The 22,808-nt window shown below is 70.0% G+C and carries 19 protein-coding genes and 2 tRNA genes; 10 read left to right on the forward strand and 11 right to left on the reverse strand.

Annotated features, from left to right (window positions below):
• Positions 1-59: 59 nt before the first annotated feature.
• The 3 genes from glgB to glgX all read right to left on the reverse strand — a co-directional run bounded on the left by glgB (position 60) and on the right by glgX (position 6,426).
• Positions 60-2,198, reverse strand: a complete 2,139-nt coding sequence (glgB, locus tag QRO03_RS09045) for a 1,4-alpha-glucan branching protein GlgB (protein ID WP_285137179.1) — start codon at positions 2,196-2,198, stop codon at positions 60-62.
• A complete protein-coding gene (locus QRO03_RS09050) occupies positions 2,195-4,162 on the reverse strand; it encodes an alpha-1,4-glucan--maltose-1-phosphate maltosyltransferase (protein WP_285137325.1) in 1,968 nt (655 codons plus the stop codon). The genes glgB and QRO03_RS09050 overlap by 4 nt, the downstream gene beginning before the upstream one ends.
• Before the next feature lie 185 nt (positions 4,163-4,347).
• Positions 4,348-6,426 carry a glycogen debranching protein GlgX gene (gene glgX, locus QRO03_RS09055; RefSeq protein WP_285137180.1) on the reverse strand — a complete coding sequence of 693 codons (2,079 nt, stop codon included), beginning with the start codon at positions 6,424-6,426 and terminating at the stop codon, positions 4,348-4,350.
• A 47-nt stretch (positions 6,427-6,473) separates the two neighbouring features.
• Here glgX and QRO03_RS09060 point away from each other — a divergent pair, with 47 nt between their 5' ends.
• From QRO03_RS09060 to ligA, 3 genes are all read left to right on the forward strand, one after another.
• Positions 6,474-7,658, forward strand: a complete 1,185-nt coding sequence (locus tag QRO03_RS09060; protein ID WP_285137181.1) for a cysteine desulfurase family protein — start codon at positions 6,474-6,476, stop codon at positions 7,656-7,658.
• A 9-nt stretch (positions 7,659-7,667) separates the two neighbouring features.
• Positions 7,668-8,765 carry a tRNA 2-thiouridine(34) synthase MnmA gene (mnmA, locus tag QRO03_RS09065; RefSeq protein WP_285137182.1) on the forward strand — a complete coding sequence of 366 codons (1,098 nt, stop codon included), beginning with the start codon at positions 7,668-7,670 and terminating at the stop codon, positions 8,763-8,765.
• Between the two features lie 291 nt (positions 8,766-9,056).
• Positions 9,057-11,723, forward strand: coding sequence for an NAD-dependent DNA ligase LigA (gene ligA, locus QRO03_RS09070; protein ID WP_502883019.1), 2,667 nt, complete (start codon positions 9,057-9,059; stop codon positions 11,721-11,723).
• 63 nt (positions 11,724-11,786) lie between these two features.
• Here the strand turns inward: ligA and QRO03_RS09075 are convergent, their stop codons facing one another.
• Together QRO03_RS09075 and QRO03_RS09080 are read right to left on the reverse strand one after the other, a co-directional pair.
• Entirely contained in the window at positions 11,787-12,272 is a 486-nt protein-coding gene (locus QRO03_RS09075) for a hypothetical protein (protein ID WP_285137184.1), read from the reverse strand.
• 88 nt (positions 12,273-12,360) lie between these two features.
• Positions 12,361-14,040, reverse strand: a complete 1,680-nt coding sequence (locus QRO03_RS09080) for a long-chain-fatty-acid--CoA ligase (RefSeq protein WP_285137185.1) — start codon at positions 14,038-14,040, stop codon at positions 12,361-12,363.
• A 156-nt stretch (positions 14,041-14,196) separates the two neighbouring features.
• Here QRO03_RS09080 and gatC point away from each other — a divergent pair, with 156 nt between their 5' ends.
• The 6 genes from gatC to QRO03_RS09110 all read left to right on the forward strand — a co-directional run bounded on the left by gatC (position 14,197) and on the right by QRO03_RS09110 (position 20,080).
• Positions 14,197-14,496, forward strand: a complete 300-nt coding sequence (gatC, locus tag QRO03_RS09085) for an Asp-tRNA(Asn)/Glu-tRNA(Gln) amidotransferase subunit GatC (RefSeq protein ID WP_058231460.1) — start codon at positions 14,197-14,199, stop codon at positions 14,494-14,496.
• 64 nt (positions 14,497-14,560) lie between these two features.
• A complete protein-coding gene (gatA, locus tag QRO03_RS09090) occupies positions 14,561-16,081 on the forward strand; it encodes an Asp-tRNA(Asn)/Glu-tRNA(Gln) amidotransferase subunit GatA (protein WP_285137186.1) in 1,521 nt (506 codons plus the stop codon).
• On the forward strand, positions 16,081-17,598 hold the full coding sequence (gene gatB / locus QRO03_RS09095) for an Asp-tRNA(Asn)/Glu-tRNA(Gln) amidotransferase subunit GatB (protein WP_285137187.1): 1,518 nt from the start codon (positions 16,081-16,083) through the stop codon (positions 17,596-17,598). Before gatA ends, gatB begins: the two co-directional genes overlap by 1 nt.
• 130 nt (positions 17,599-17,728) lie before the next feature.
• A complete protein-coding gene (locus QRO03_RS09100) occupies positions 17,729-18,985 on the forward strand; it encodes a DNA polymerase IV (RefSeq protein ID WP_285137188.1) in 1,257 nt (418 codons plus the stop codon).
• Positions 18,986-19,191: 206 nt separating this feature from the next.
• On the forward strand, positions 19,192-19,512 hold the full coding sequence (locus QRO03_RS09105; protein WP_285137189.1) for a hypothetical protein: 321 nt from the start codon (positions 19,192-19,194) through the stop codon (positions 19,510-19,512).
• Positions 19,487-20,080 carry a nucleoside/nucleotide kinase family protein gene (locus tag QRO03_RS09110; RefSeq protein ID WP_285137190.1) on the forward strand — a complete coding sequence of 198 codons (594 nt, stop codon included), beginning with the start codon at positions 19,487-19,489 and terminating at the stop codon, positions 20,078-20,080. The genes QRO03_RS09105 and QRO03_RS09110 overlap by 26 nt, the downstream gene beginning before the upstream one ends.
• 37 nt (positions 20,081-20,117) lie before the next feature.
• Here the strand turns inward: QRO03_RS09110 and QRO03_RS09115 are convergent, their stop codons facing one another.
• The 6 genes from QRO03_RS09115 to QRO03_RS09140 form a co-directional block, all read right to left on the reverse strand.
• A complete protein-coding gene (locus QRO03_RS09115; protein ID WP_285137191.1) occupies positions 20,118-20,600 on the reverse strand; it encodes a DUF2017 family protein in 483 nt (160 codons plus the stop codon).
• Entirely contained in the window at positions 20,597-20,881 is a 285-nt protein-coding gene (gene clpS, locus QRO03_RS09120; RefSeq protein WP_285137192.1) for an ATP-dependent Clp protease adapter ClpS, read from the reverse strand. The genes QRO03_RS09115 and clpS overlap by 4 nt, the downstream gene beginning before the upstream one ends.
• 14 nt (positions 20,882-20,895) lie before the next feature.
• On the reverse strand, positions 20,896-21,177 hold the full coding sequence (locus QRO03_RS09125) for a metallopeptidase family protein (RefSeq protein WP_502883024.1): 282 nt from the start codon (positions 21,175-21,177) through the stop codon (positions 20,896-20,898).
• A 350-nt stretch (positions 21,178-21,527) separates the two neighbouring features.
• Positions 21,528-21,603, reverse strand: a tRNA-His gene (locus QRO03_RS09130).
• A gap of 36 nt (positions 21,604-21,639) precedes the next feature.
• Positions 21,640-22,266, reverse strand: a complete 627-nt coding sequence (gene orn, locus QRO03_RS09135; RefSeq protein ID WP_285137193.1) for an oligoribonuclease — start codon at positions 22,264-22,266, stop codon at positions 21,640-21,642.
• Positions 22,267-22,302: 36 nt separating this feature from the next.
• Positions 22,303-22,378 (reverse strand) — tRNA-Arg (locus tag QRO03_RS09140).
• A 102-nt stretch (positions 22,379-22,480) separates the two neighbouring features.
• On the opposite strand from QRO03_RS09140, the gene QRO03_RS09145 reads away from it, so the two are divergent.
• Complete coding sequence (locus tag QRO03_RS09145) at positions 22,481-22,690, forward strand: methyltransferase (protein WP_285137194.1); 210 nt, start codon at positions 22,481-22,483, stop codon at positions 22,688-22,690.
• Positions 22,691-22,808: the final 118 nt, after the last annotated feature.

The raw sequence follows: 22,808 nt of genomic DNA on the forward strand, positions 1-22,808 counted from the left end.
GTGCACCCCGGCCGCGCACGAAGGCCCCGTCCGCAGACGGGGCCTTCGTCGTTCGTGTGTCAGGCGTCGGCGCGGTGGTGCAGCCAGAGCACGCCCAGCGGCGGGAGCGTCAGCGTCGCGTTGCCGCGCGCGTCGGTCGTCACCGCCCCGAGGTTGCCCTGACCGGACCCGCCGAAGGCTCCGGCGTCGCTGTTGAGCACCTCGGTCCAGGTGCCCGCCTCGGGCAGGTCCAGCGGGAAGTCACCGAGGGGGACGCCCGAGAAGTTGCAGATCACGGCGACGGTGTTGCCGTGGTGGTCGCGGCGCGCGAAGGCGAGCACGTTCGGGTTCCACGCCGGGGCGCCGAGGCGCGAGAACGCGGCGCCGTCGTGATCGCGCGACCACAGGGCCGCCTGATCCTTGTACACGCGGTTGAGCTCGGCGACGAAGTCGTGAAGTTGCCGGTGCGCGGGCTGGTCGAGCATCCACCAGTCGAGGCTGCGCGACTCGGACCACTCCGACATCTGGCCGAATTCCTGGCCCATGAACAACAGCTGCTTGCCGGGGTGGCCCCACATGTACGCCAGGAACGCCCGCATGTTGGCCAGCTTCTGCCAGTGGTCTCCCGGCATCCGCCCGAACAGGCTGCCCTTGCCGTGCACGACCTCGTCGTGGCTGATCGGCAGGATGAAGTTCTCGCTGAAGGCGTAGACGAACGAGAACGACAGCTCCCCTTCGTGGTGCGAGCGGTACATGGGATCGCGCCCGATGTACTGCAGCGAGTCGTTCATCCAGCCCATGTTCCACTTGAAGCCGAAGCCCAGGCCCGCGGCCGACGTCGGAGCGGTCACCCCGGGGAAGCTGGTGGACTCCTCGGCGATGAGCGCGATGCCCGGGTAGCGCTTGTAGGAGGTCGCGTTCACCTCCTGCAGGAAGCGGATGGCCTCGAGGTTCTCGCGGCCCCCGAACTGGTTGGGCGCCCACTCCCCGTCGTTGCGGGAGTAATCGAGGTAGAGCATGGATGCCACGGCATCCACGCGGAGTCCGTCGACGTGGAACTCTTCGAACCAGTACAGCGCGTTCGCGACGAGGAAGTTGCGCACCTCGTTGCGACCGTAATCGAAGATCAGCGTGCCCCAGTCCTTGTGCTCGCCGCGACGAGGGTCGGGGTGCTCGTAGAGCGCCTCGCCGTCGAAGCGGGCGAGGGCGAAGTCGTCTTTGGGGAAGTGCCCGGGCACCCAGTCCATGATCACGCCGATGTCGGCCTGGTGCAGGCGGTCGATGAGGTAGCGCAGGTCGTCGGGGTCGCCGAAGCGGCTGGTGGGGGCGTAATAGCCGGAAACCTGATACCCCCACGACCCGCCGAACGGGTGTTCGGACAGGGGGAGGAATTCGACGTGGGTGAAGCCCTGGGAGCCCACGTAGTCGATGATCTGGTCGGCCGCGTCGCGGTACGACAGGCCCTGCTTCCACGAGCCGAGGTGCAGCTCGTAGATCGACATCGGACGATCGATCGGCGCGGTGGAGGAGCGGTGCGCGATCCACGCGTCGTCCGACCAGGTGTAGTCGGATTCGGTGACGACCGACGCGGTCGCCGGCGGCACCTCCGCGAGGCGCGCCATGGGATCGGCCTTCTCGATCCACTGACCACCGCGGGTGAGGATCTCGAACTTGTACCGCGTGCCGGCGCCGATCCCCGGGATGAACAGCTCCCACACGCCGCTGCCGCCCATCGAGCGCATCGCACTGCCCGAGCCGTCCCACCCGTTGAAGTCGCCGATGACGCGGAGAGCACGCGCGTCGGGTGCCCAGACCGTGAAGGCCACGCCGTGCGAGCCGTCGAGTTCGCGCACGTGCGCTCCGAGCACGCGCCACAGCTCTTCATGGCGGCCCTCGGAGACGAGGTGGAGGTCGAGCTCGCCGATGGAGGGCGCATGCCGGTAGCCGTCGTCGGTGACGTGCTCCGTGCCCTCGTAGCTCGCACGCACGGTGTACGCGCCAGGGTGGTTCTCGGTCTGCGCCTCCCAGATGCCGCCGCGCAGATGCTCGAGCGGCACGCTGCGACCGTCGGCGAGTTCGACGACCACCTCGCGGGCGAGGGGACGCCGGGAACGGATCACCCAGCCATCGCCGGTCTCGTGGACGCCCAGCACGCTGTGGGGGTCGTGGTGGGCGCCGTGGGCGACGGCATCCAGGATCTCGCTGGGGAGCAGGGTCATCGGTTCTCCTTGACGTGCAGGATGTGCACGGGCTCGTGGAAGGCGTCGAGACGCACGAAGTTGTGGTCGGCCCACGTCCACACCTGACCGGTCACGAGGTCTTCGACGTCGTAGGACGAACCCGGCTCGATGCCGAAGACGGTCGTGTCGAGGTGGACGGTCGTCTCACGGGCGGAATGCGGGTCGACGTTGGCCACGACGATGATCGTGTCGGAGGCGCCGGTCGGCGAAAGCTCGGCGGGCAGGTGCTTGGAGTACACGAGCGTCGCGTCGTCGTCGCTCCAGTGCACCTCGAGGTTTCGCAGCTGGCGCAGCGCCGGGTGCGCCCGTCGCGCGGCGTTGAGCATACGCAGGTACGGGGCGATCGAGTGACCGGAGGCCTCGGCTCCCTCCCAGTCGCGGAACTTGTACTCGTACTTCTCGTTGTCGATGTTCTCTTCGGAACCCGGGCGCGCCACGTTCTCGATGAGTTCGTACCCGGCGTAGGCGCCGTAGGTCGGCGCCGCGGTCGCGGCGATGGCGGCGCGGATCTTGTACGCGGGCCGGCCCCCGTACTGCAGGTACTCGGTGAGGATGTCGGGGGTGTTCACGAAGAGGTTCGGGCGCAGGAAGTCGTCGGTCTCGTGCGCGAGCGCGCCGAGGAACTCCTCGAGTTCCTCTTTCGTGTTGCGCCAGGTGAAGTACGTGTAGCTCTGCTGGAAGCCGGCCATGGCCAGGCCCTGCATGGGGGCGGGGCGGGTGAAGGCTTCGGCGAGGAAGACCGCGTCGGGCTCTTCCGCGCTGACCGTGGCGATGAGCCACTCCCAGAACTGCAGGGGCTTGGTGTGCGGGTTGTCGACGCGGAAGATCGTCACACCCTGGGCGATCCAGTGGCGCACGATGCGCAGCACTTCGGCCCGGATGCCGTCGGGGTCGTTGTCGAAGTTGACCGGGTAGATGTCCTGATACTTCTTCGGCGGGTTCTCGGCGAACGCGATCGAGCCGTCGGGGAGCGTCGTGAACCACTCGGGGTGCTCCGCGACCCACGGGTGATCGGGCGAGGCCTGGAGCGCGAGGTCGAGGGCAACCTCGAGGCCGTTCTCCCGCGCCGCCGCCACGAAGGCCCGGAAGTCGTCGAGGGTGCCGAGGTCGGGGTGCACCGTGTCATGACCCCCCGCGGCACCGCCGATCGCCCACGGCGAACCCGGGTCGCCCGGCTGGGTGACGAGGGTGTTGTTGGGGCCTTTGCGGTTGGTCTCGCCGATCGGGTGGATCGGCGGGAGGTAGAGCACGTCGAAACCCATGCCGGCGACGCCGGGGAGACGGTCGACCGCGGTACGGAACGTGCCGCTGACGACGGATCCGTCGTCGTTGCGCGTGGCCCCCTCGGAGCGCGGGAAGAACTCGTACCAGGCGCCGACGCCGGCGCGTTCGCGCTCGACGAGCAGCTCGGCATCCCGACCGACCGAGACCAGCCCCATCATCGGCCGCGCGGCGAACAGCGCGGCGATCGCGGGATCGCGCACGATCGACAGGGCGACGTCGTCATGCACGTCGGGGTCGCGCAGTGAACGCGCGGCTTCGTACAGGGCGTCTTTGTCGGCGCCGGGGCGTTTCTTCTCGCCGCGCGCGCGGTCGAAGAGTTGCGCGCCCATCTCGCGCATGAGCGCACTGTCGACGCCCGCCGCGATCTTGAGGTCGGCGGCGTGCTCCCACGTGGCGAAGTCGTCGGCGAAGGACTCGAAGCGGAAGCGCCATACGCCCTGCTCGAGGGGTGCGACCACGGTGGACCACCGGTCGAAGCCGTCGTTCAGCGGGCTGAGGCGGTGCAACGACTCGTCGCCCGAGGGCGAGAACAACCGCAGGTTCACACCGATGCGATCGTGCCCCTCGCGGAAGGCGGTGACGGTGAACGGCACGGCCTCGCCGACGTAGGCCGACGGACGGAAGGCACCGCCCGGCACGCTCGGGTGCGGAAGCGCCATCGGAATGCGCGGTGTGACCACGCGGCGCGACGTGGGCGTCGGTTTGACCGGACGCACGGGGATCGAGGCGGCGCTGCGCCAGGGCAGCTCGGGCGAGAGTGTCGTCGTGGTGGCCACGGTCCGAACCTACCGCGGGCCGCCGACGTTGCCGCATCGTTTCGTGCGGCCTTGACAGCGGGGCCTGATCAGTCGACGCGGAACAACCGCATCGACGCGCCCACGAGGGGGACGACGTCGCCCGGCGCGAACGTCGTGCGGGCGTCGGAAGGTGCCTCGTCGGCGCTGGACCACAGCTCGACGAACACCGCGTCCTCGAGGTCGGGGAGCACGATGTCGGTGGGGTGCTCCGTGCCGTGGATGACCAGCAGCACACGGTTGGGGGCCTCGAGCTCGGGCGTCGAGGTCGCGAGGTACTGCAGCGTCCGGTGGGCGGGGTCGTTCCACCGGTCGCTCGACATCGTCTCGCCGTGCTCGTCGAACCACTCCATCACCGATGCCGAAGGGATGTTCTCCCCGAGGCGCGCGAAGCGCTGGGGGCGGAGCGCCGGATTCTCCCGTCGCAACTGGAGCAGCCGCTGCGTGTGGGCGAACAGGTCGCGCTGCCACGGGGCGGTCTCCCACGACAGCCAGGTCAGGGCCGAGTCGTGGCAGTAGGCGTTGTTGTTTCCGCGCTGCGTCCTCCCCATCTCGTCGCCGGCGGTGATCATCGGCACGCCCGCCGACAGCAGCAGCGTGCCCATCAGATTGCGCATCGCCGTGCGCCGGGTGGCGAGTACGCGTTCGTCGTCGGTCGGCCCCTCGGCCCCGTGGTTGAAGGAGCGGTTCGTGTCGGCGCCGTCACGGTTCTGCTCGCCGTTACCGAGGTTGTGCTTGACGTCGTACGACACGAGGTCGCGCAGGGTGAAGCCGTCGTGCGCGGTGACGAAGTTCACGCTCGCGAGCGGCCCGCGCTCCTCGCTGAAGGTGTTGGAGGAGCCGGCGAGGCGCGTGGCGAACCCACCGATGCCCACGGGAGCGGTGTCGGCACGACGGGCGTAGTCGATGTCGCTCAACCAGAAGTTGCGGACACGGTCGCGGTAGCGGTCGTTCCATTCGAGCCAGCCGTCGCCGAAGTTGCCGGTCTGCCAGCCGCCCATCCCGACGTCCCACGGCTCGGCGATCAGTTTCGTGCCCGATACGGCGGCCTCTTCGCGGAGGGCCGTGAGCAGCGGGTGGTCGGGCGTGAAGGAGTGCCGGTCGTCGCGACCGAGGGTCACCGCGAGATCGAAGCGGAAACCGTCGATCTGCACCTCATCGGCCCAGTAGCGCACCGAGTCGAGCACGAGACGGGCGGCGGCATCCGTCGACGTGTTCACCGCGTTGCCGCACCCGGTCTCGTCGATGTAAGCGCCCTCGGCCGTCTGTCGGTAATAGGAACGGTTGTCGATGCCGCGCAGACTCGTGCGGGGTCCGCCGAGTCCCTCTTCGGCGGTGTGGTTGTAGACGACGTCGAGGATGACCTCGAGCCCCGCCTCGTGCAGCAGCTTGACCATCCCCTTGAACTCGCGCAGGACCGCCTCGGGTCCGTCGGCGCGGTTCGCCGCGGTGGCATAGGGCGCGTGCGGGGTGAAGAAATTGAGGGAGTTGTAGCCCCAGTAGTTGGTGAGTCCGAGCTGGAGCAGCCGCGGTTCGGTCGCGAAGGCGTGCACCGGCAGCAGCTCGACGCTGGTGACGCCGAGCGAGAGGAGGTGCTCGATCATCGCGGGGTGGGCGAGGCCCGCGTACGTGCCGTGCAGCGCCGGAGGGATGAAGGGATGCCGCTTGGTCAGGCCCTTCACGTGTCCCTCGTAGATCACCGTGCGATCCAGCGGCACGCGCGGCTTGATCGAGGTGCCCCAGTCGAAGGAACCGTCGACCACCACCGACCGCCAGTCGCCGAAGCTGCCGGACACGAGTCCTCGAGAATAGGGCTCGATGAGCAGCGACTGCGGGTTGAAGGTGTGCCCCGCGCCGTGCGGACCGCCGACCCGGATGGCGTAGCGCGCTCCGGGGCGCAGCAGGGGCGTGGTGGCTTCGAAGACCCCGCCGCCGACGGGGGAGAGGGCGATCGTCTCGGTGGCCCAGTCGAGGTCGACGTCGTCGAAGATCAGCAGTTGCATCGCGTCGGCCGACGCCGACCAGACGCGCAGCGTGCCGCCGTCGGGGCCGAGGCGCACACCGAGGTCGTCGAACGCGGGGTTCAGCAGAGCGGGACGGGTCGCCAGGGCGGGCTCGGTTCGGACCATGCGTCTTAGGGTAGTGAAGGCAGCGGACAGCGTGAGGGGGACGTAGGGTGCAGGTCTACCTCGATCACGCCGCGACGACGCCTTTGCGCGCAGAAGCCCGAGACGCCTGGCTGGACGCCCATGAGGTGCTCGGCAATCCGTCGTCCATCCACGGAGCCGGCCAAGCGGCGCGTCGGCTGCTCGAAGACGCCCGTGACCAGCTCGCCGAGGTGCTCGGCTGTCAGCCCATCGAGATCGTCTTCACTTCCGGCGGCACGGAGGCCGCGAATCTCGCGCTGAAGGGACTGTGGTGGTCGCGGCCCGAGGGGACGGATGCCGTCGTGCTGCCCGACGGCGAACACCACGCCACGCTCGACGTCGTCGGCTGGCTCGCCACCGCTGAAGGCTCGGCGGTGCGGGCCGTGCCGCTCGACGCCCTCGGCCGGATCGACGCGGGGGCTTTTCACACCGCTCTGCCCGGGGCCGGCCTCGCGACCGCGCTGGTGGCCAACAACGAGGTGGGGACGCTGCAGGATGCCGCGGGCCTGGCCCGGGCGGCATCCGGGGTCGGAGTGCCCCTGCACCTCGACGCCGTGTCGGCGCTCGGACAGGTCGCGGTCGACTTCGCCGCCTGGCGCGGGGGAGGCACCGCTCCCGGGGGGCTCGCGGCCATGTCGGTCTCGGCGCACAAGGTCGGCGGCCCCGTCGGGGTGGGTGCGGCGGTCGTGTCGCGGCACGCGCGGCTCACGCCCCTCGTGCACGGCGGCGGTCAGCAACGCGGTCTTCGCGCCGGGACCCAGGACGTCGCGGGGGCGGCCGCGTTCGCCGCCGCGGCCCGGGCCGCCGAGACCGAGCGTCTGAGCGAGGGCGCACGGCTCGTCGCCCTCCGCGAGCGGTTGATCGACGGCATCCGCTCGTCGATCCCGCGGGCGCGTCTGCTGGGCGACCCCGACGATCGCCTCCCCGGCAATGCGCACGTGCTGTTTCCGGATGCCGCGGGCGAGACGCTGCTGTTCCTCCTCGACATGGCGGGCATCGCGGTGTCGACCGGGTCGGCGTGCCAAGCGGGCGTCGCCGAGCCGTCGCACGTCGTCCTGGCACTCGGCCTCGACGACAGGGCGGCGCGGTCTGTGCTGCGATTCACCCTCGGATACACCTCCACCCCCTCCGACATCGACGCCGTGCTCGCCCGCCTGCCCGAGGCGTACGCCCGGGCCGTGGCATCCGGCGCCCGTACAGCGGCACCTTCGTAGACTGGGTGCATGCGAGTTCTGGCGGCGATGAGCGGTGGGGTCGACTCCGCGGTGGCGGCCGCCCGTGCCGTCGAGGCGGGGCACGACGTGGTCGGCGTGCATCTCGCCCTCTCGCGTGCCGGAGGCACCCTTCGCGCGGGTAGCCGCGGCTGCTGCACGATCGAGGACGCGATGGACGCGCGCCGCGCCGCCGACAAGCTCGGGATGCCGTTCTACGTGTGGGACTTCTCGGAGCGTTTCCGCGACGACGTGATCGACGACTTCGTCGCCGAGTACCGCGCCGGCCGAACCCCGAACCCCTGCATGCGCTGCAACGAGAAGATCAAGTTCGCCGCCCTCCTGGAGCGTGCGATCGAACTCGGCTTCGACGCCGTGTGCACCGGCCATTACGCGACCCTCGTCGACACGCCCGAGGGCCGCGAACTGCACCGCGCATCCGACAACGCCAAGGACCAGTCGTACGTGCTGGGCGTGCTCACCGCCGAGCAGCTCGCGCACACCTACTTCCCCCTGGGGTCCACCCCGTCGAAGGCGCTCGTGCGCGCGGAGGCGGAGGCGCGCGGACTCTCGGTGGCGCAGAAGCCCGACAGCCACGACATCTGCTTCATCCCCGACGGCGACACGCGCGGGTGGCTCGCCGACAAGGTGGGGGCCGAGCGCGGCGAGATCCTCGACCGCACCGGCGCCGTGATCGGATCGCACGAGGGTGCTCACGCCTTCACCGTCGGACAGCGCCGGGGACTGCAGCTGGGTGTTCCGGCGGCCGATGGGAAGCCCCGCTTCGTGCTGGAGGTGCGGCCGGTGAACAACACCGTCGTCGTGGGCCCGAAGGAGGCGCTCGCCTGCTCCGAGATCGCGGGGGAGCGGTTCACCTGGGCGGGACGCGAGCCGTCGACCGACTCGTTCGCCTGCGACGTGCAGATCCGTGCGCACGCCGACCCGGTCCCCGCGTTCGCGTCGCTGGTCGACGGCCTTCTGACCGTCCGCCCCGACACGCCCTTCGACGGCGTGGCTCCCGGGCAGACGGCGGTGCTGTACGACGGCACGCGCGTGGTCGGTCAGTTCACCATCGACCGGACCGTGTCCGCGGTCCCGGTCGACGCCTGACGCGGGCCCGTCGCGTCGGCGGATCGTTCGCGCGGCGGATGCCACGGGCTCGTGACGGCGGGCCCTCTGCGTCGCGACGACCTCGGTAGCGGGTATGCGAGGGTTCGCTGGGCGGCAGGGCTGCTCGGGGCGAGAGGGCTGCCCGGGACGGGAGGATGTCCCGGGACGGGAGGACTTTCCGGCACGGGAGGACGCCCATGTGGTCGGGTGTCCTCCGCTCCCCGTATCTCCTCCGTGGGGTCAGGGGTCTCGCACGACGGGCGACGGTGACGCAGGCAACGCCCGGTGGCGATGTCGGACCCCCTCCCTAAGCTGGATCACGTGACCGAGCACTACTCGCTTCCCGACCTCCCCCTCGACGACGCGCGCGTCGAGGCGGCCCACCTCACCCAGCGCATCGTCGATGCGCGCGACGCGTACTACGGTCGCGACGCCGAGCTCGTCGACGATGCCACCTACGACGGCTGGATGCATCGGCTCGAAGCCCTCGAACGGCTGCATCCCGAACTGCAGGGGCAGGACAGTCCCACCCTCTCGGTGGGTGCCGCTGAGGCGACCGACCTCGCCACCATCGAGCACGCCGAGCGCATGCTCAGTCTCGACAACGTCTTCTCGCCCGACGAGCTCCGCGACTGGGCGGTGAAGACCGAGGCGGCTGCCGGGCGCACGGTGCACTGGCTCAGCGAACTCAAGATCGACGGCCTGGCGATCAATCTGCGTTACGAGAACGGGGTGCTGACGTCGGCGGCGACCCGCGGAGACGGGCGCGTCGGTGAGATCGTGACCGACAACGCCCTGCGGGTGACGGGGATCCCTCGCAGGTTCTCCGGCGAGGGCCATCCGGCTCTCGTCGAGGTACGCGGTGAGGTCTTCATCCCGGTCGCGAAGTTCGAGAACCTCAACCGGTTGCAGGGGGAGTACCGCGATCGCGCGGTCGCCGATGCGCGCGAGCGCGCGGCGGGCCGTCGGGGTGCGCGCGCCTTCGACGAAGAGAAGGCCGAGATCGCCGCGGCCCGACGCTTCCCCGCCTTCGCCAATCCGCGCAACGCCGCCAGCGGCGGCCTCCGTCAACAGATCGAGAAGAAGTCCGGGCTGGAGCTCGAAGCGGGTCTCGCCCGCATCGATTCGCTCGCGCTGTACGTCCACGGCATCGGCGCGTGGGCCGAGCCGCCGGTGGCGGCGCAGAGCGAGATCTACGACCTTCTGGGGTCATGGGGATTGCCCACGTCCCCCTACAGCCGGGTCGAGTCGACGATCGAGGGGGTCCTGTCGTTCGTCGCCCACCACGGTGAGCATCGGCACGACGTCGAGCACGAGATCGACGGAGTCGTCGTCAAGGTCGACGAGCTCGCGCTGCACGACGAACTCGGGGCGACGAGCCGCGCTCCGCGCTGGGCCATCGCTTACAAGTACCCGCCCGAACAGGTCAACACGAAACTGCTCGACATCGTCGTCTCGGTCGGGCGGACGGGCCGCGCGACGCCGTTCGCGGTGATGGAACCGGCCAAAGTGGCCGGCAGCGTCGTCCGGCAGGCGACCCTGCACAACCAGGACGTCGTGAAGGTCAAGGGCGTCCTCATCGGTGACACGGTCGTGCTGCGAAAAGCCGGCGACGTCATCCCCGAGGTGCTCGGGCCCGTCGTCGAGCTGCGCGACGGGACCGAGCGCGCCTTCGTCATGCCCACGGACTGCCCCGAGTGCGGCACGCCGCTGCGACCCGCGAAAGAGGGCGACATCGACCTGCGCTGTCCGAACGCGAGGTCCTGCCCGGCACAGGTGCGCGGGCGCGTCGAGCACATCGGCTCGCGCGGCGCCCTCGACATCGAGGCCCTCGGCGAGGTGACGGCCGCGGCCCTCACGCAGCCCGACGTACCCGAGCGGCCGCCGCTCGACACCGAGGCCGGTCTTTTCGACCTGACGATAGACGAGCTCGTCCCGATCGAGGTGGTCGTCCGCGACTCCGAAACGGGTGAGCGCAAGATCGACCCCGACACCGGCGACCTCGTGCGACGGGCTCCTTTCCAGAAGCTCGGCCCCGCGTCGTACCCGCCGGGCAGCGAACACCTCGACGCCGCCGAACGGCGGCGCCGCGGCATCCGCAAGGACTTCCGCGAGGTGCTCCCGTCGGAGCAGGCGACCAAGCTGGTGGCCGAACTGCAGAAGGCCAAGACGAAAGACCTCTGGCGACTGCTCGTCTCGCTGAACATCCGTCACGTCGGACCGGTCGCCGCCCGCGCCCTTGCACAGTGGTTCGGCTCTCTCGATGCCATCCGCGCGGCCTCGCGCGAAGAACTCGCCGCCGTCGAAGGGGTGGGCGGCATCATCGCCGACGCGGTGATCGACTGGTTCGAGGTCGAGTGGCACCGCGACATCGTCGAGCGTTGGCAGGCCGCGGGTGTGCGCTTCGCCATTCCCGGCCACCCCGGTCCCGGAGCCGCGGCAGCCGCGGGCGGAGTGCTCGCGGGGGTCACCGTGGTGGCGACGGGCTCGCTCGAGGGCTACACGCGCGAGGGCGCGCAAGAGGCGATACTCGCCGCCGGCGGCAAGGCGGCGTCGAGCGTGTCGAAGAAGACGGACTTCGTCGCCGCGGGCCCGGGTGCCGGATCCAAACTCGCGAAGGCCGAAGAACTAGGACTGCGGATCCTGGATGCCGCGCAGTTCCGCATCCTCGTCGAGCAGGGTCCTATGGCGCTCGACGGCGGTCAGCAGACGGCCGGCGAGAGCACGACCGATGGCAACCCGGCCGATGGGAACCCGGCCGACGAGGACCCGACCGAACAGAACCCGGCCGGCGAGACCGCGACCGACCCGGGTGGGGCCGGTGGGAACCCGGCCGACGAGACCGCGACCGACCGGGGCACGGCCGAGGACGACGCGGCCGACGAGACCGCGATCGACGGGAGCCCGGCCGGCGGCTCGGCGACCGACGGGAGCCCGGCCGGCGGTTCCGCCGGTTGACGCGGCCTCGGCCGGAGACGACGTGAAGGGCAGGAGAGCCGGCTCCCGCCCCCAGGTCTGTTCTTACCCCTGGCAGGCCGTTCCCGCCTGCGTGAAGCTGTCCTGCAGCGCGGTCACTTGAGCGCCGAACTCGCTCGCCCGGGCGGGGTCGGCCGTGAAGCCTTCGAGGAACGCGGCGTACTCGTCGAGCTGGGCACCGGCCGCTTGCGCGACGGGAGCGATCTCCTCGTTCGTGATGCGCGAGAAGTCGCCCTGCACCTTCTCGGTCAATGCGGTGAAGGCCGCGAGGGTCGCCTGCGGGTCGGAGGTGTCCATGGATTGGCTGGTCGACACCACGTCGCTGAAGGACGCGATGACGATCTGGCACGCGTCGGCCTTCGACTGTCCACTGGCGGCCTCCGTGGCCTCCGGCGCGGATGCGGCCGGGGTCGCGATCGGCGATGACTCCGTCTCGTCAGCCGCCGTCGTGGCGCCACCGGCGGAGCAGCCGGCGAGCAGGAGCAGCGCCGACGCGGCGACGAGAGCGAACGATGCACGTGTTCTGGTCATGATTTCCCCCCACAGGTCACAGCAGGGCCGCGATCGGCCCCCGTTGCCACCGTAGCGAAGCACGCGCTCCGTCTTCGGGCTCGGCGGCTCAGTCGGACAGCAACTGGTCGCGCACCTGCCGCCGCAGGACTTTGCCGATGAGCGAGCGGGGGAGCTCCTCCACCACGACGATCCGTTTCGGCACCTTGTAGGGCGTCAGGATGCCGCGCGCGAAAGCGCGGACGGCCTCGGCGTCGAAGGTGTCGGGGTCCGAGGCGACCACCGCCGCGACGACCTGCTCGCCGGAGTGCTCGTCGGGCAGTCCGACGACCGCGACATCGATCACGGACGGGTGCTGACGCAACACGCTCTCGACCTCGGTGGGGGCGACGTTGAAGCCGCCCGTGATGATCAGCTCCTTGATGCGGTCCACGATGCGGACGAAGCCCGCCTCGTCGATCGTGACGATGTCACCTGTGCGGAACCAGTCGTCGACGAACACGCTCGCGGTCTCTTCGGGCTTGCCGTAGTACCCGCGGAACACCTGTGGCCCGCGCACGAGCAGCTCGCCGCGCTCGACGTCGGTGTGCGGATCGTCGGGGTCGACGACGCGGCACTCTGTTCCCGGGAGGGGCAGTCCCACCGTGCCCGCGACGCGGTTGTCGGCGACCGGGTTCGCCATCAGCACGGGGGAGCACTCACTGAGGCCGTATCCCTCGACGAGGAACCCGCCCGTGGCTTCCTCGAACGGAACGACGAGCTCGTGCGGCAGCGCCATGGCGCCGGAGATGGCGACGTCGGTGCCGGCGAGCGAGACACCTTTCTGCTGCGCCGCCGTCAGCAGGCGGTCGGCGATGGGCGGCACGAGGGGGAGGAACGTGGCCGGATGCTTCTTCGTGACGGCGAGCACGAGATCGGGGTCGAACTTCGGGAAGAGCACGAGACGCGCGCCCATCGACATCGCGAACGTGAGGCACAGGGTGAGGCCGTAGGCGTGGAACATGGGCAGGACCGCGTAGACCACGCATCCCTCACCGCGGACGATCTGCGGGACCCAGGCCCGGGCTTGAGCCGCGTTCGCGAGGAGGTTCGCGTGGGTGAGCATCGCCCCCTTCGGCGTGCCCGTCGTGCCGCTGGTGTACTGGATGATCGCGAGGTCGTCGGCCGCGGGGCGGGGATGCGACGCGGGAAGCGGCTCGTGACGGATGAGACCCTCCCAGTCGGTCGCGCCTTTCGTCTTCGCGTGCAGCGCCGATCGCGACTCTCGTGCTTTGGCGACGGGGAGTCTCAGGGCGAGGCGCGTCATCAGCGGCATCGCGCGGGTGACGTCGACCGAGACGAGCGTGTCGACGCGGAGGTCGGCCGGGAACTCCTGCACCGTCGCGACGACCTTGCTCCAGACGATCGCGTGCTTCGCGCCGTGGTCCTCGAACTGCTTGCGCAGTTCGCGCGGGGTGTAGAGCGGATTGTGTTCGACGACCACCGCGCCCAGGCGGAGGACGGCGTAGAACGCGACGATGTGCTGCGGACAGTTCGGCAACACGATGGCGACGGGATCTCCCGCACGCACGCCGTGGGCTGCCAGCGCGGCGGCCGCGCACGCGATCTGTCGGGAGAGCTCGGCGTAGGACGTCTCTCGCCCGAAGAACTGCAGGGCCGGGGCGTCCGGATAGTCGCGCACCGAGGCGTCGACGATGTCGATGAGCGAACCGCTCTGCGGGGCCAGGTCTTCCGGCACCCCCGCGGCGTAACTCGTGGTCCAGGGTCGCGGCGGATCGAAGCTCGTCACCCGGCCAGCCTAGGACGTGGGCTGTTCCGGCCGCCCGACCTGTCCACAGCCGACGCGGGACGATGGAGCACGCCGTCCCCCGGGAGGATGAGCAATCCACGCGCGAGCCATCCACCGGGGCCCGGGTGTCGGCGACGCGCGAACTAGACTCGACGGGTGTCTGAAATCACCCCTGACCTCGTGCGCCATCTCGGTGTGCTCGCTCGGATCCAGTTGAGCGACGAAGAGGTGCAGAGCCTCACCGGCCAACTGGATGCCATCGTCGACAACATCGCGAAGGTATCCGAGGTCGCGACCCCGGATGTCGTCGCGACGAGCCACCCGATCCCGCTCGAGAACGTCTTCCGCCCCGATGTCGTGCAGCAGCAGCTCACGCGCGAGCAGGTTCTGCAGAACGCGCCCGATCAAGCCGACGGCCGTTTCCGCGTCACCGCGATCCTGGGGGAGGAACAGTGACCGGCGACGTGCTGTCCACCACCGACCGTGCGCGTACCGAGGCCGTGACGAAGGAGCAGCGACGATGAGCGATCTCACCCGCTTGACCGCAGCAGAGCTGGCCGCGAAGCTCTCGGCATCCGAGGTGTCCAGCGTCGAAGCCACGCAGGCGCATCTCGACCGCATCGCGGCCGTCGACGGCGACGTCCACGCCTTCCTCCACGTCAGCGACCACGCCCTCGACGTCGCGCGCGACATCGACCGCCGTCGCGCAGCTGGCGAGCCGTTGCACGAGCTGGCCGGTGTCCCGCTCGCCGTGAAAGACGTGCTCGTCACCACCGACATGCCCTCCACGAGCGGATCGAAGATCCTCGAGGGCTACATGTCGCCGTACGACGCCACAGTCGTCGCGCGCGCGCGCGCCGCGGGCCTGGTGCCCCTGGGCAAGACCAACATGGACGAGTTCGCGATGGGCTCCTCCACCGAGTTCTCGGCATACGGTCCCACCCGCAACCCGTGGGATCTCGATCGCATCCCCGGCGGTTCCGGCGGGGGGTCGGCCGCGGCCGTCGCCGCCTTCGAGGCGCCGCTCGCCCTCGGCTCCGACACCGGCGGCTCGATCCGCCAGCCCGCGCACGTCACCGGCACGGTGGGTGTGAAGCCCACCTATGGCGGAGTGAGCCGGTACGGCGCGATCGCGCTGGCCTCCAGCCTCGACCAGGTCGGCCCGGTGACCCGCACCGTGCTCGACGCGGGTCTGCTGCACGACGTCATCGGCGGGCACGACGCGAACGACTCGACCTCGCTGTCCGACACGTGGCCGTCGTTCGCCGCCGCCGCCCGCGAGGGTGTGACGGGTGAGGTGCTCAAGGGGCTCCGCGTCGGTGTCGTCCGCGAGCTCGACGGCAGCGGATTCCAGTCCGGTGTCACCGCGTCGTTCCGTGCGGCGCTGTCGGCGATGGAGGCGCAGGGCGCCGAGATCGTCGAGATCAGCGCGCCGCACTTCGAGTACGGCGTGGCGGCCTACTACCTGATCCTGCCCGCCGAGGCGTCGAGCAACCTTGCGAAGTTCGACTCCGTGCGCTTCGGCATGCGCGTGAACCCGCAGGGTGCGGCCACCGTCGAGAACGTCATGGCCGCGACGCGCGACGCCGGCTTCGGCCCCGAGGTCAAGCGACGCATCATCCTCGGCACCTATGCCCTCTCGGCCGGCTATTACGACGCCTACTACGGCAGCGCCCAGAAGGTGCGCACGCTCATCCAGCAGGACTTCGATGCGGCCTTCGGCCAGGTCGACGTCATCGCGACCCCGTCGGCGCCGACCACGGCGTTCCGCCTCGGCGAGAAGATCGACGACCCGCTGCAGATGTACCTGAACGACATCACCACGATCCCGGCGAACCTCGCGGGGGTCCCCGGCATCTCGATCCCCAGCGGCCTCGCCGAAGCAGACGGCCTGCCCGTCGGCATCCAGTTCCTCGCCCCCGCCCGCGAAGACGCCCGCCTCTACCGTGTCGGTGCCGCCCTCGAAGCGCTGCTCGTCGACCAGTGGGGCGCCCCGCTGCTCGACAAGGCCCCCTCTCTCACGAACGGAGCGTCGCTCTGATGGCGAAAGATGCACTGATGGACTTCGACGAGGCGCTCGAGATGTTCGAGCCCGTCCTCGGTTTCGAGGTGCACGTCGAGCTCAACACCGCGACCAAGATGTTCTCGGCCGCGCCCAACCCGGCCAACGAGGCCCACCACGGTGCCGAGCCGAACACGCTCGTGGCTCCCGTCGACATGGGTCTTCCGGGCGCGCTGCCCGTGGTGAACGCCGAGGCGATCCGCTCGTCGATCAGCCTGGGGCTCGCCCTCGGCTGCTCGATCGCGCCGTCGAGCCGATTCGCGCGGAAGAACTACTTCTACCCCGACCTCGGCAAGAACTACCAGATCTCGCAGTACGACGAGCCGATCGCCTTCGAGGGGTCGGTCGAGGTCGAGCTCGAAGACGGCACCATCGTGACCGTGCCGATCGAGCGCGCGCACATGGAGGAAGACGCCGGCAAGCTCACGCACATGGGCGGCTCGACCGGTCGCATCCAGGGTGCGGAGTACTCGCTGGTCGACTACAACCGCGCCGGTGTGCCGCTCGTCGAGATCGTTACGAAGCCGATCTTCGGCGCCGAGCACTCCGCCCCGACGTTGGCGAAAGCCTACGTCGCGACGATCCGCGACATCGTGCGCGGCCTCGGCATCTCGGAGGCGAAGCTCGAGCGCGGAAACCTCCGCTGCGACGCGAACGTCTCGCTGCGCCCCCGCGGGCAGGAGAAGCTGGGCACCCGCACCGAGACGAAGAACGTCAACTCGATGCGCTCGGTCGAAAGGGCGGTGCGCTACGAGATCCAGCGTCAGGCCGCGATCCTCGCCAAGGGCGGGACGATCACGCAGGAGACGCGTCACTGGCACGAAGACACCGGTCGCACCTCGCCGGGGCGCCCGAAGTCGGATGCCGACGACTACCGGTACTTCCCCGAGCCCGACCTGCTGCCGGTCGTGCCCGCGCCCGAGCTGATCGAGGAGCTGCGCGCAGCCCTCCCCGAGCCGCCCGCCGCCCGTCGACGCCGGCTCAAGGGTGAGTGGGGCTTCACCGACCTCGAGTTCCAGGACGTCGCGAACGGCGGCCTGCTCGACGCGGTGGCCGACACCATCGCCGCGGGTGCGGCGCCGGCGTCGGCCCGTAAGTGGTGGACGGGTGAGATCACCCGCGTCGCCAACGCGCAGGACCGCGACGCCGCCGATCTGGTGTCGCCCGCGAACGTCGCCGCGCTGCAGAAGCTCATCGACGCCGGGACCCTGACCGACAAGCTCGCGCGCCAGGTGCTCGAGGGCGTCATCGCCGGGGAGGGCACCCCGCAAGAGGTGGTCGACGCGCGCGGCCTCGCGGTCGTCTCGGACGACGGAGCACTCATCGCCGCGATCGACGAGGCCCTCGTCGCCCAGCCCGACGTGCTCGCGAAGATCCGCGACGGCAAGGTGCAGGCCGCCGGCGCCGTCATCGGCGCCGTCATGAAGGCCATGAAGGGCCAGGCCGACGCCGCGCGCGTGCGCGAGCTCGTGCTCGAGCGCGCTGCCACGCTGTAAGACACCGGATGCCACGACCTCGGCCGTCAGAGACGGCTCGGGTCGTGGCATCCGTCATTCCCCCGATCACCGGCGCTCCGGCGAGGCCGTGCCCCGGCCCGATGTCGGAGGTCCGGGAGACAATGGACGCATGGGACGCGGAGACGGCACGGGGCGCATCGTCTCGCGCCCCGATGCCGATGACACCGGTACCGGCATCCTGCACGTCGACATGGATGCGTTCTTCGCCTCCGTCGCCGTCCTCGACGACCCGTCGCTGGCGGGCAAACCGCTGATCATCGGTGGGTCCGAGGGCCGCGGGGTCGTCTCCAGCGCGTCGTACGAGGCACGGCGGTACGGGGTCAAGTCCGCCATGCCCGTCGCCATCGCCCTCCGTCTGTGTCCGACGGCGATCGTGGTCAATCCGCCGTTCCACCGCTACACCGAGATGTCACGCCAGGTGATGGCGCGCTTCCACGATGTCACCCCGCTGGTCGAACCCCTCTCGATCGATGAAGCGTTCCTCGACGTCCGCGGCGCGCGGCGGCTCTGGGGCAGTCCCGGGACGATCGCCCGGGAGCTGCGCGCCCGGGTCAAGGCCGAGACGGGACTGACGTGCAGCATCGGCGTGGCGGCCACCAAGCACGTGGCCAAGATGGCCTCGACGATCTCGAAGCCCGACGGGCTGCTCGTCGTCGCGGCGGCCGACACCGAGGCCTTCCTCCGACCCCGTTCGGTACGGGCGTTGTGGGGCGTCGGGCCGAAGGCGGCCGAGGCATTGGAGTCCCGCGGCATTCGGCTCGTGTCCGACATCCTCGACACCCCGCGGCACTCCCTGGATCAGGTGCTGGGGAGCGCGATGGGCGACCGGATCTGGCATCTGTCGCGCGGCATCGATGCGCGAGAGGTGCACACGGGCCGCTCCGAGAAGAGCGTCGGGCACGAAGAGACCTTCCACGCCGACATCTCCGACACCGCGACGCTGCACGTCGAACTCCGGCGTCTCGCCGACCGTGTGGGTGCTCGTCTGCGGGCCCAGCAGTACGAGGCGGCGACCATCTCGATCAAGGTGCGCTTCTCCGACTTCACCACGTTGAGCCGTTCGCGGACGCTGCCGGAGCCGACATCGGTCGGCCAGCGCATCGGCGATGCGGCGATCGAGCTGTTCGACTCCGTCGACCGCCGCCAGGCCGTGCGACTCGTCGGCGTCCGCGGCGAGAAGCTCAAACCCGCGGCGATGGCCGCCACCCTGTGGGACGACGACGCGGAGTGGCGCCGCGTCGAGGGCGCGCTCGATGGGGCCACCGCGCGCTTCGGCCGGGGTGCGGTGACGCGGGGCTCTCTGCTGGGCCCGTCCCGCGGCGGGGGAGCGTTGCCGACGAACCCGAGACCGTCGTACGACCACTGAGTCGAGGCGGCGCGCGGTGCGTCCGCGGGTCCGGGAAGTGGGCCGGTCCGGTGCGGGTGAGCGGGGCTTGCGCCGGGTCCTGACGACGTCCGCCTGCTAACGACTCGCGAACCTTCCTCGGCGAGATCGGCGCCGCCCGTCGCACGCGCGCGGGCCCGATGCAACGCCCCTTCGACCGGGCCGATCCACCCGCTACGGTGGTGCACATGCCCAACATCGCACTCGAACTCGGCAAGCAGTCCACACAATTCGGCGTCTCCGCCGCCTACGGCGAGCAGCAGGACGTCGACGGCGTGCGCATCGTCCCGGTCGCCCTCGTGTGGGCCGGTTACGGCGGAGGCTCCGATGAGCAGGGCAACGGCGGAGGCGGCGGTGGCGGGTACACGTTGCCGCTCGGCGCATACATCCGCCGCGGCGACGACCTGCGTTTCGACCCGAACCTCGTCGCGCTGCTCGCTGTCGGCATCCCGTTCGTGTGGGTCGCCGGTCGCGCGCTCAGCCGTGTCATCCGCGCCCTCAAGAAGTAGTACCGATCCGGTCGACGCCGCCCTCGGCGCGGCGGTGGTGGCGCTCGCCGACCGCATAGCCGCTGTCGGCGCGCCCAATCCTGTGGTCGTGCTCGATGGGCGCAGCGGTGCGGGCAAGAGTTCCCTTGCCCGCCGGTTGGTGGCCGGCTGGCCCGCTCGCGGCCGCGTGCAGCTCGTCGCTCTCGATGACGTATATCCGGGGTGGGACGGCCTCGGTGACGGTGTCGCCTACGCGCGCGAGAGCATCCTGCGCCCGCACGCGCGGGGCCTGATCGGCGTGTGGGAACGGTGGGACTGGGAGGCGGGGGCGCGCGCCGAAGCCCACGCGGTCGATCCGTCGCTGCCCCTCGTCGTCGAAGGCTCGGGGCTTCTCACCCCGGAGGTCGCTGCCCTCGCCGACGTGTCTGTCTGGGTCGAGGCGCCGGACCCGTCACGCAAGGCGCGCGCGCTCGACCGGGACGGCGACACCTACCGTCCGCACTGGGACCGGTGGGCGCGTCAGGAAGACCACCACATCGCCACGGACGATCCCGTCTCGCTCGCGTCTCTGGTCGTGCGCGTGCCGTGAATGCGGCGCCCGCGAGCCGTCGTCGCGCGGGTGCCGGTCAGCGTCGATCGAGTGCGGTCATCAGCCCGTCGAGGCGGTAACCGATCCAGTCGTACACCCCGAAGCGGGGGTCGTCGGGCTGGTGGTCGTCCTCGCTCCGGATGCCGAGCCGCGTCGCCAGCACGAGACGGACCGCCGAGAGCGTCCGCATCCACGCCAGGGCTTCACCTTCGCCCAGGGCGACGGCGATCGTGGCATCCGGGTCGCTCGTGGGGTCGAGACCGGCGCCGTCGATGCCCAGCGTCCGGAGCACGGTCGCGGCATCCTGCCCACGACGCTCGAGCAGGTCGCCGCCGGTGAGACGACGGAACTCCTCGCTCGCGGCCTCATCGTCGGGGTACGCGTCGGGGAGCAGCCGCGTCACGGCAGGGTCGGCGGCCGAACGCGTGTCGGCGAGGAGGTCGCGGAACTGGCCGACGATGCCGGCGAGGTGCAGCGCTTCGAGTCCGCTGATCTCGAGCACGACGATGCGCTCACTCACGCCGGGTCCTTTCTGACGGTGGCCCAGAGGCCGAAATCGTGCATGGCCTGCGTGTGCGCCTCCATCACCTCTCGGGGTCCGCGGGCGACGACCGCGTGACCGTCGTGGTGCACGGCGAGCATCAGACGATGCGCGGTCGGGGCGTCGAACCCGAAGTAGTTGCGGAAGACATAGGAGACGTAGCTCATCAGGTTGACGGGATCGTTCCACACGACGGTCTGCCACGTGGAGGGCGGCTGTTCCGAGAGCGCACGATCCGTTTCGGCGTCGAGATCGGGCATGGCCAGGCCACCCATCACGCCCACCCGAGCTCGTGGAGCCGCTCGTCGTCGATGCCGTAGAAGTGGGCGATCTCGTGCACGAGGGTCGTGTGGATCTCATCGCGCAGCTCCTGCTCGTCCGCGCAGGCCGCGAGGTGCGGTTCGCGGTACAGGATGATGCGGTCGGGGAGTTCTCCGACGCCGTATCGGTCACGCTCCGTCAACGCCCACCCGTCGTAGAGGCCCAACACGTCGAGGGAGCCGTCTTCGGGGCGGTCCTCGACGACGAAGGCGACGTTGTCGAGACCTTCGACCATGTCGTCGGGAAGCTGATCGAGCTCGTCGACCACGAGGCGTTCGAAGGCCTCGGCGTCGAGGAGCAGAACGGGAGGATCACGGATGCCGTCGTCATCCGACACCGCGGCCGATCGGTCTTCGATCGATGTCGTCGCGTTCCCCGCGTACGGGTCTTCGCCGTCGTGCACGCGAACCTCCCGGGGGTGTGTGGAGCACATGGTCGGCTCCGGCGTCGGGTCGCTACTCCGTCGTCGATTCTACGGGCGCGAGGTCGTGGCGGGCCGGGAACACGAGAGCCCGGGGGAGTGTGTCCGCCGGGCTCTCGTGTGGGCAAGGGATTCGGGGAAGCCCTGTCTGCCTTTGATTTCACTGGGGTGGCTAACGGGACTTGAACCCGCGGCCCCCGCGACCACAACGCGGTGCTCTACCAACTGAGCTATAGCCACCATGTGTCTGCCGCAGCAGACAACTGAACGATTATGTCATACGTCCAGCGCGAACGACGACACGGCCGCCGTCGAGACGGCCTTCGCCTCGTCGCTCGTGGGACCGGGCTGAGGAACGAAAACCGCGGCGCGATAGTAGGCGAGTTCGCGGATCGATTCGCGGATGTCGGCGAGGGCGCGGTGGCCCCCGTGCTTGGCCGGCGCCTGGTAGTAGGCGCGCGGGTACCACCGGCGCGAGAGCTCCTTGATGCTCGAGACGTCGACGTTGCGGTAGTGCAGCCACCGGTCGACGCGCGGCATGTACTTCGCCAGGAACATGCGATCCGTGCCGATCGTGTTGCCGGCCAGAGGGGCTTTGCCCTCGACGGGGGCGAAGCGCTGGATGTACTCGAGCGCCTGGAACTCGGCATCCGCGAGGCTCACACCGTGCGGGATCTCGTCGAGCAAACCGGAGGACCGGTGCATCTCGGTGACGAAGTCACCCATGTTGGCCAGGGCGGAGTCGTCGGGCTTGATGACGATCTGGAAGCCGGGGTCGAGCACGTTCAACTCGAAGTCGGTGATGACGACGGCGATCTCGACGAGTTCGTCGACCGCGAGGTCGAGGCCCGTCATCTCGCAGTCGATCCAGACGAGCCGGTCGTTCTCGGAGGCGTTTACCATCCCCACATTCTAGTGAGGGGGCTCGGCGAGGGGATCTGGTCCCCCAGACACGATTCGAACGTGTGACCGGCGGATTAGAAGGCCGCTGCTCTATCCACTGAGCTACTGGGGGTCGTCTTCAGGATATCCGTCGTCGCCGACGCGCCGCACCAGCCCCTGGCGCGCCCGCTGATGCGGGCGTAATCTCCCGCGCAACGAGAGCGAAGGAGCACTCATGTCGGAAACGGTGACCAAGCGCCTCTGGGTGGCCTACGGGCCCGTCGGGGTCGTCGGGAAGATCCAGCAGGATGCCGAGGGATACAGCGTGCACATGGCGGGCAAGGACGAGCGACTGGGCGTCTATCCGTCGATGGAGATCGCAAAGAACGCCCTGCACTCCCACCTCAAGCCCGGCAGCGACCGGCCCGAGTTCCGGGAGCACTGAGGAGCGCCGCGCCTCTCGGGTGAGGGTGATCCCGCCCGGGGGGTGCGACTGCGCGTACCCGGTGCCGGATGACGTACCGGGCGACCTCGCCGCTCGGGGAGCACGCGTCGGCGCTGTC

The sequence above is a fragment of the Microbacterium sp. lyk4-40-TSB-66 genome, assembly GCF_030209475.1.
Lineage (GTDB): Bacteria > Actinomycetota > Actinomycetes > Actinomycetales > Microbacteriaceae > Microbacterium.

What these genes read in the sequence shown, in the direction of transcription:
- glgB (WP_285137179.1), bottom strand. Translation starts at nt 2,198, where the DNA reads ATGACCCTGCTCCCCAGCGAGATCCTGGATGCCGTCGCCCACGGCGCC.
- QRO03_RS09050 (WP_285137325.1), bottom strand. Translation starts at nt 4,162, where the DNA reads ATGGCGCTTCCGCACCCGAGCGTGCCGGGCGGTGCCTTCCGTCCGTCG.
- glgX (WP_285137180.1), bottom strand. Translation starts at nt 6,426, where the DNA reads ATGGTCCGAACCGAGCCCGCCCTGGCGACCCGTCCCGCTCTGCTGAAC.
- mnmA (WP_285137182.1), top strand. Translation starts at nt 7,668, where the DNA reads ATGCGAGTTCTGGCGGCGATGAGCGGTGGGGTCGACTCCGCGGTGGCG.
- ligA (WP_502883019.1), top strand. Translation starts at nt 9,057, where the DNA reads ATGTCGGACCCCCTCCCTAAGCTGGATCACGTGACCGAGCACTACTCG.
- QRO03_RS09075 (WP_285137184.1), bottom strand. Translation starts at nt 12,272, where the DNA reads ATGACCAGAACACGTGCATCGTTCGCTCTCGTCGCCGCGTCGGCGCTG.
- gatA (WP_285137186.1), top strand. Translation starts at nt 14,561, where the DNA reads ATGAGCGATCTCACCCGCTTGACCGCAGCAGAGCTGGCCGCGAAGCTC.
- gatB (WP_285137187.1), top strand. Translation starts at nt 16,081, where the DNA reads ATGGCGAAAGATGCACTGATGGACTTCGACGAGGCGCTCGAGATGTTC.
- QRO03_RS09100 (WP_285137188.1), top strand. Translation starts at nt 17,729, where the DNA reads ATGGGACGCGGAGACGGCACGGGGCGCATCGTCTCGCGCCCCGATGCC.
- QRO03_RS09105 (WP_285137189.1), top strand. Translation starts at nt 19,192, where the DNA reads ATGCCCAACATCGCACTCGAACTCGGCAAGCAGTCCACACAATTCGGC.
- clpS (WP_285137192.1), bottom strand. Translation starts at nt 20,881, where the DNA reads ATGCCCGATCTCGACGCCGAAACGGATCGTGCGCTCTCGGAACAGCCG.
- QRO03_RS09125 (WP_502883024.1), bottom strand. Translation starts at nt 21,177, where the DNA reads ATGGTCGAAGGTCTCGACAACGTCGCCTTCGTCGTCGAGGACCGCCCC.
- orn (WP_285137193.1), bottom strand. Translation starts at nt 22,266, where the DNA reads ATGGTAAACGCCTCCGAGAACGACCGGCTCGTCTGGATCGACTGCGAG.
- QRO03_RS09145 (WP_285137194.1), top strand. Translation starts at nt 22,481, where the DNA reads ATGTCGGAAACGGTGACCAAGCGCCTCTGGGTGGCCTACGGGCCCGTC.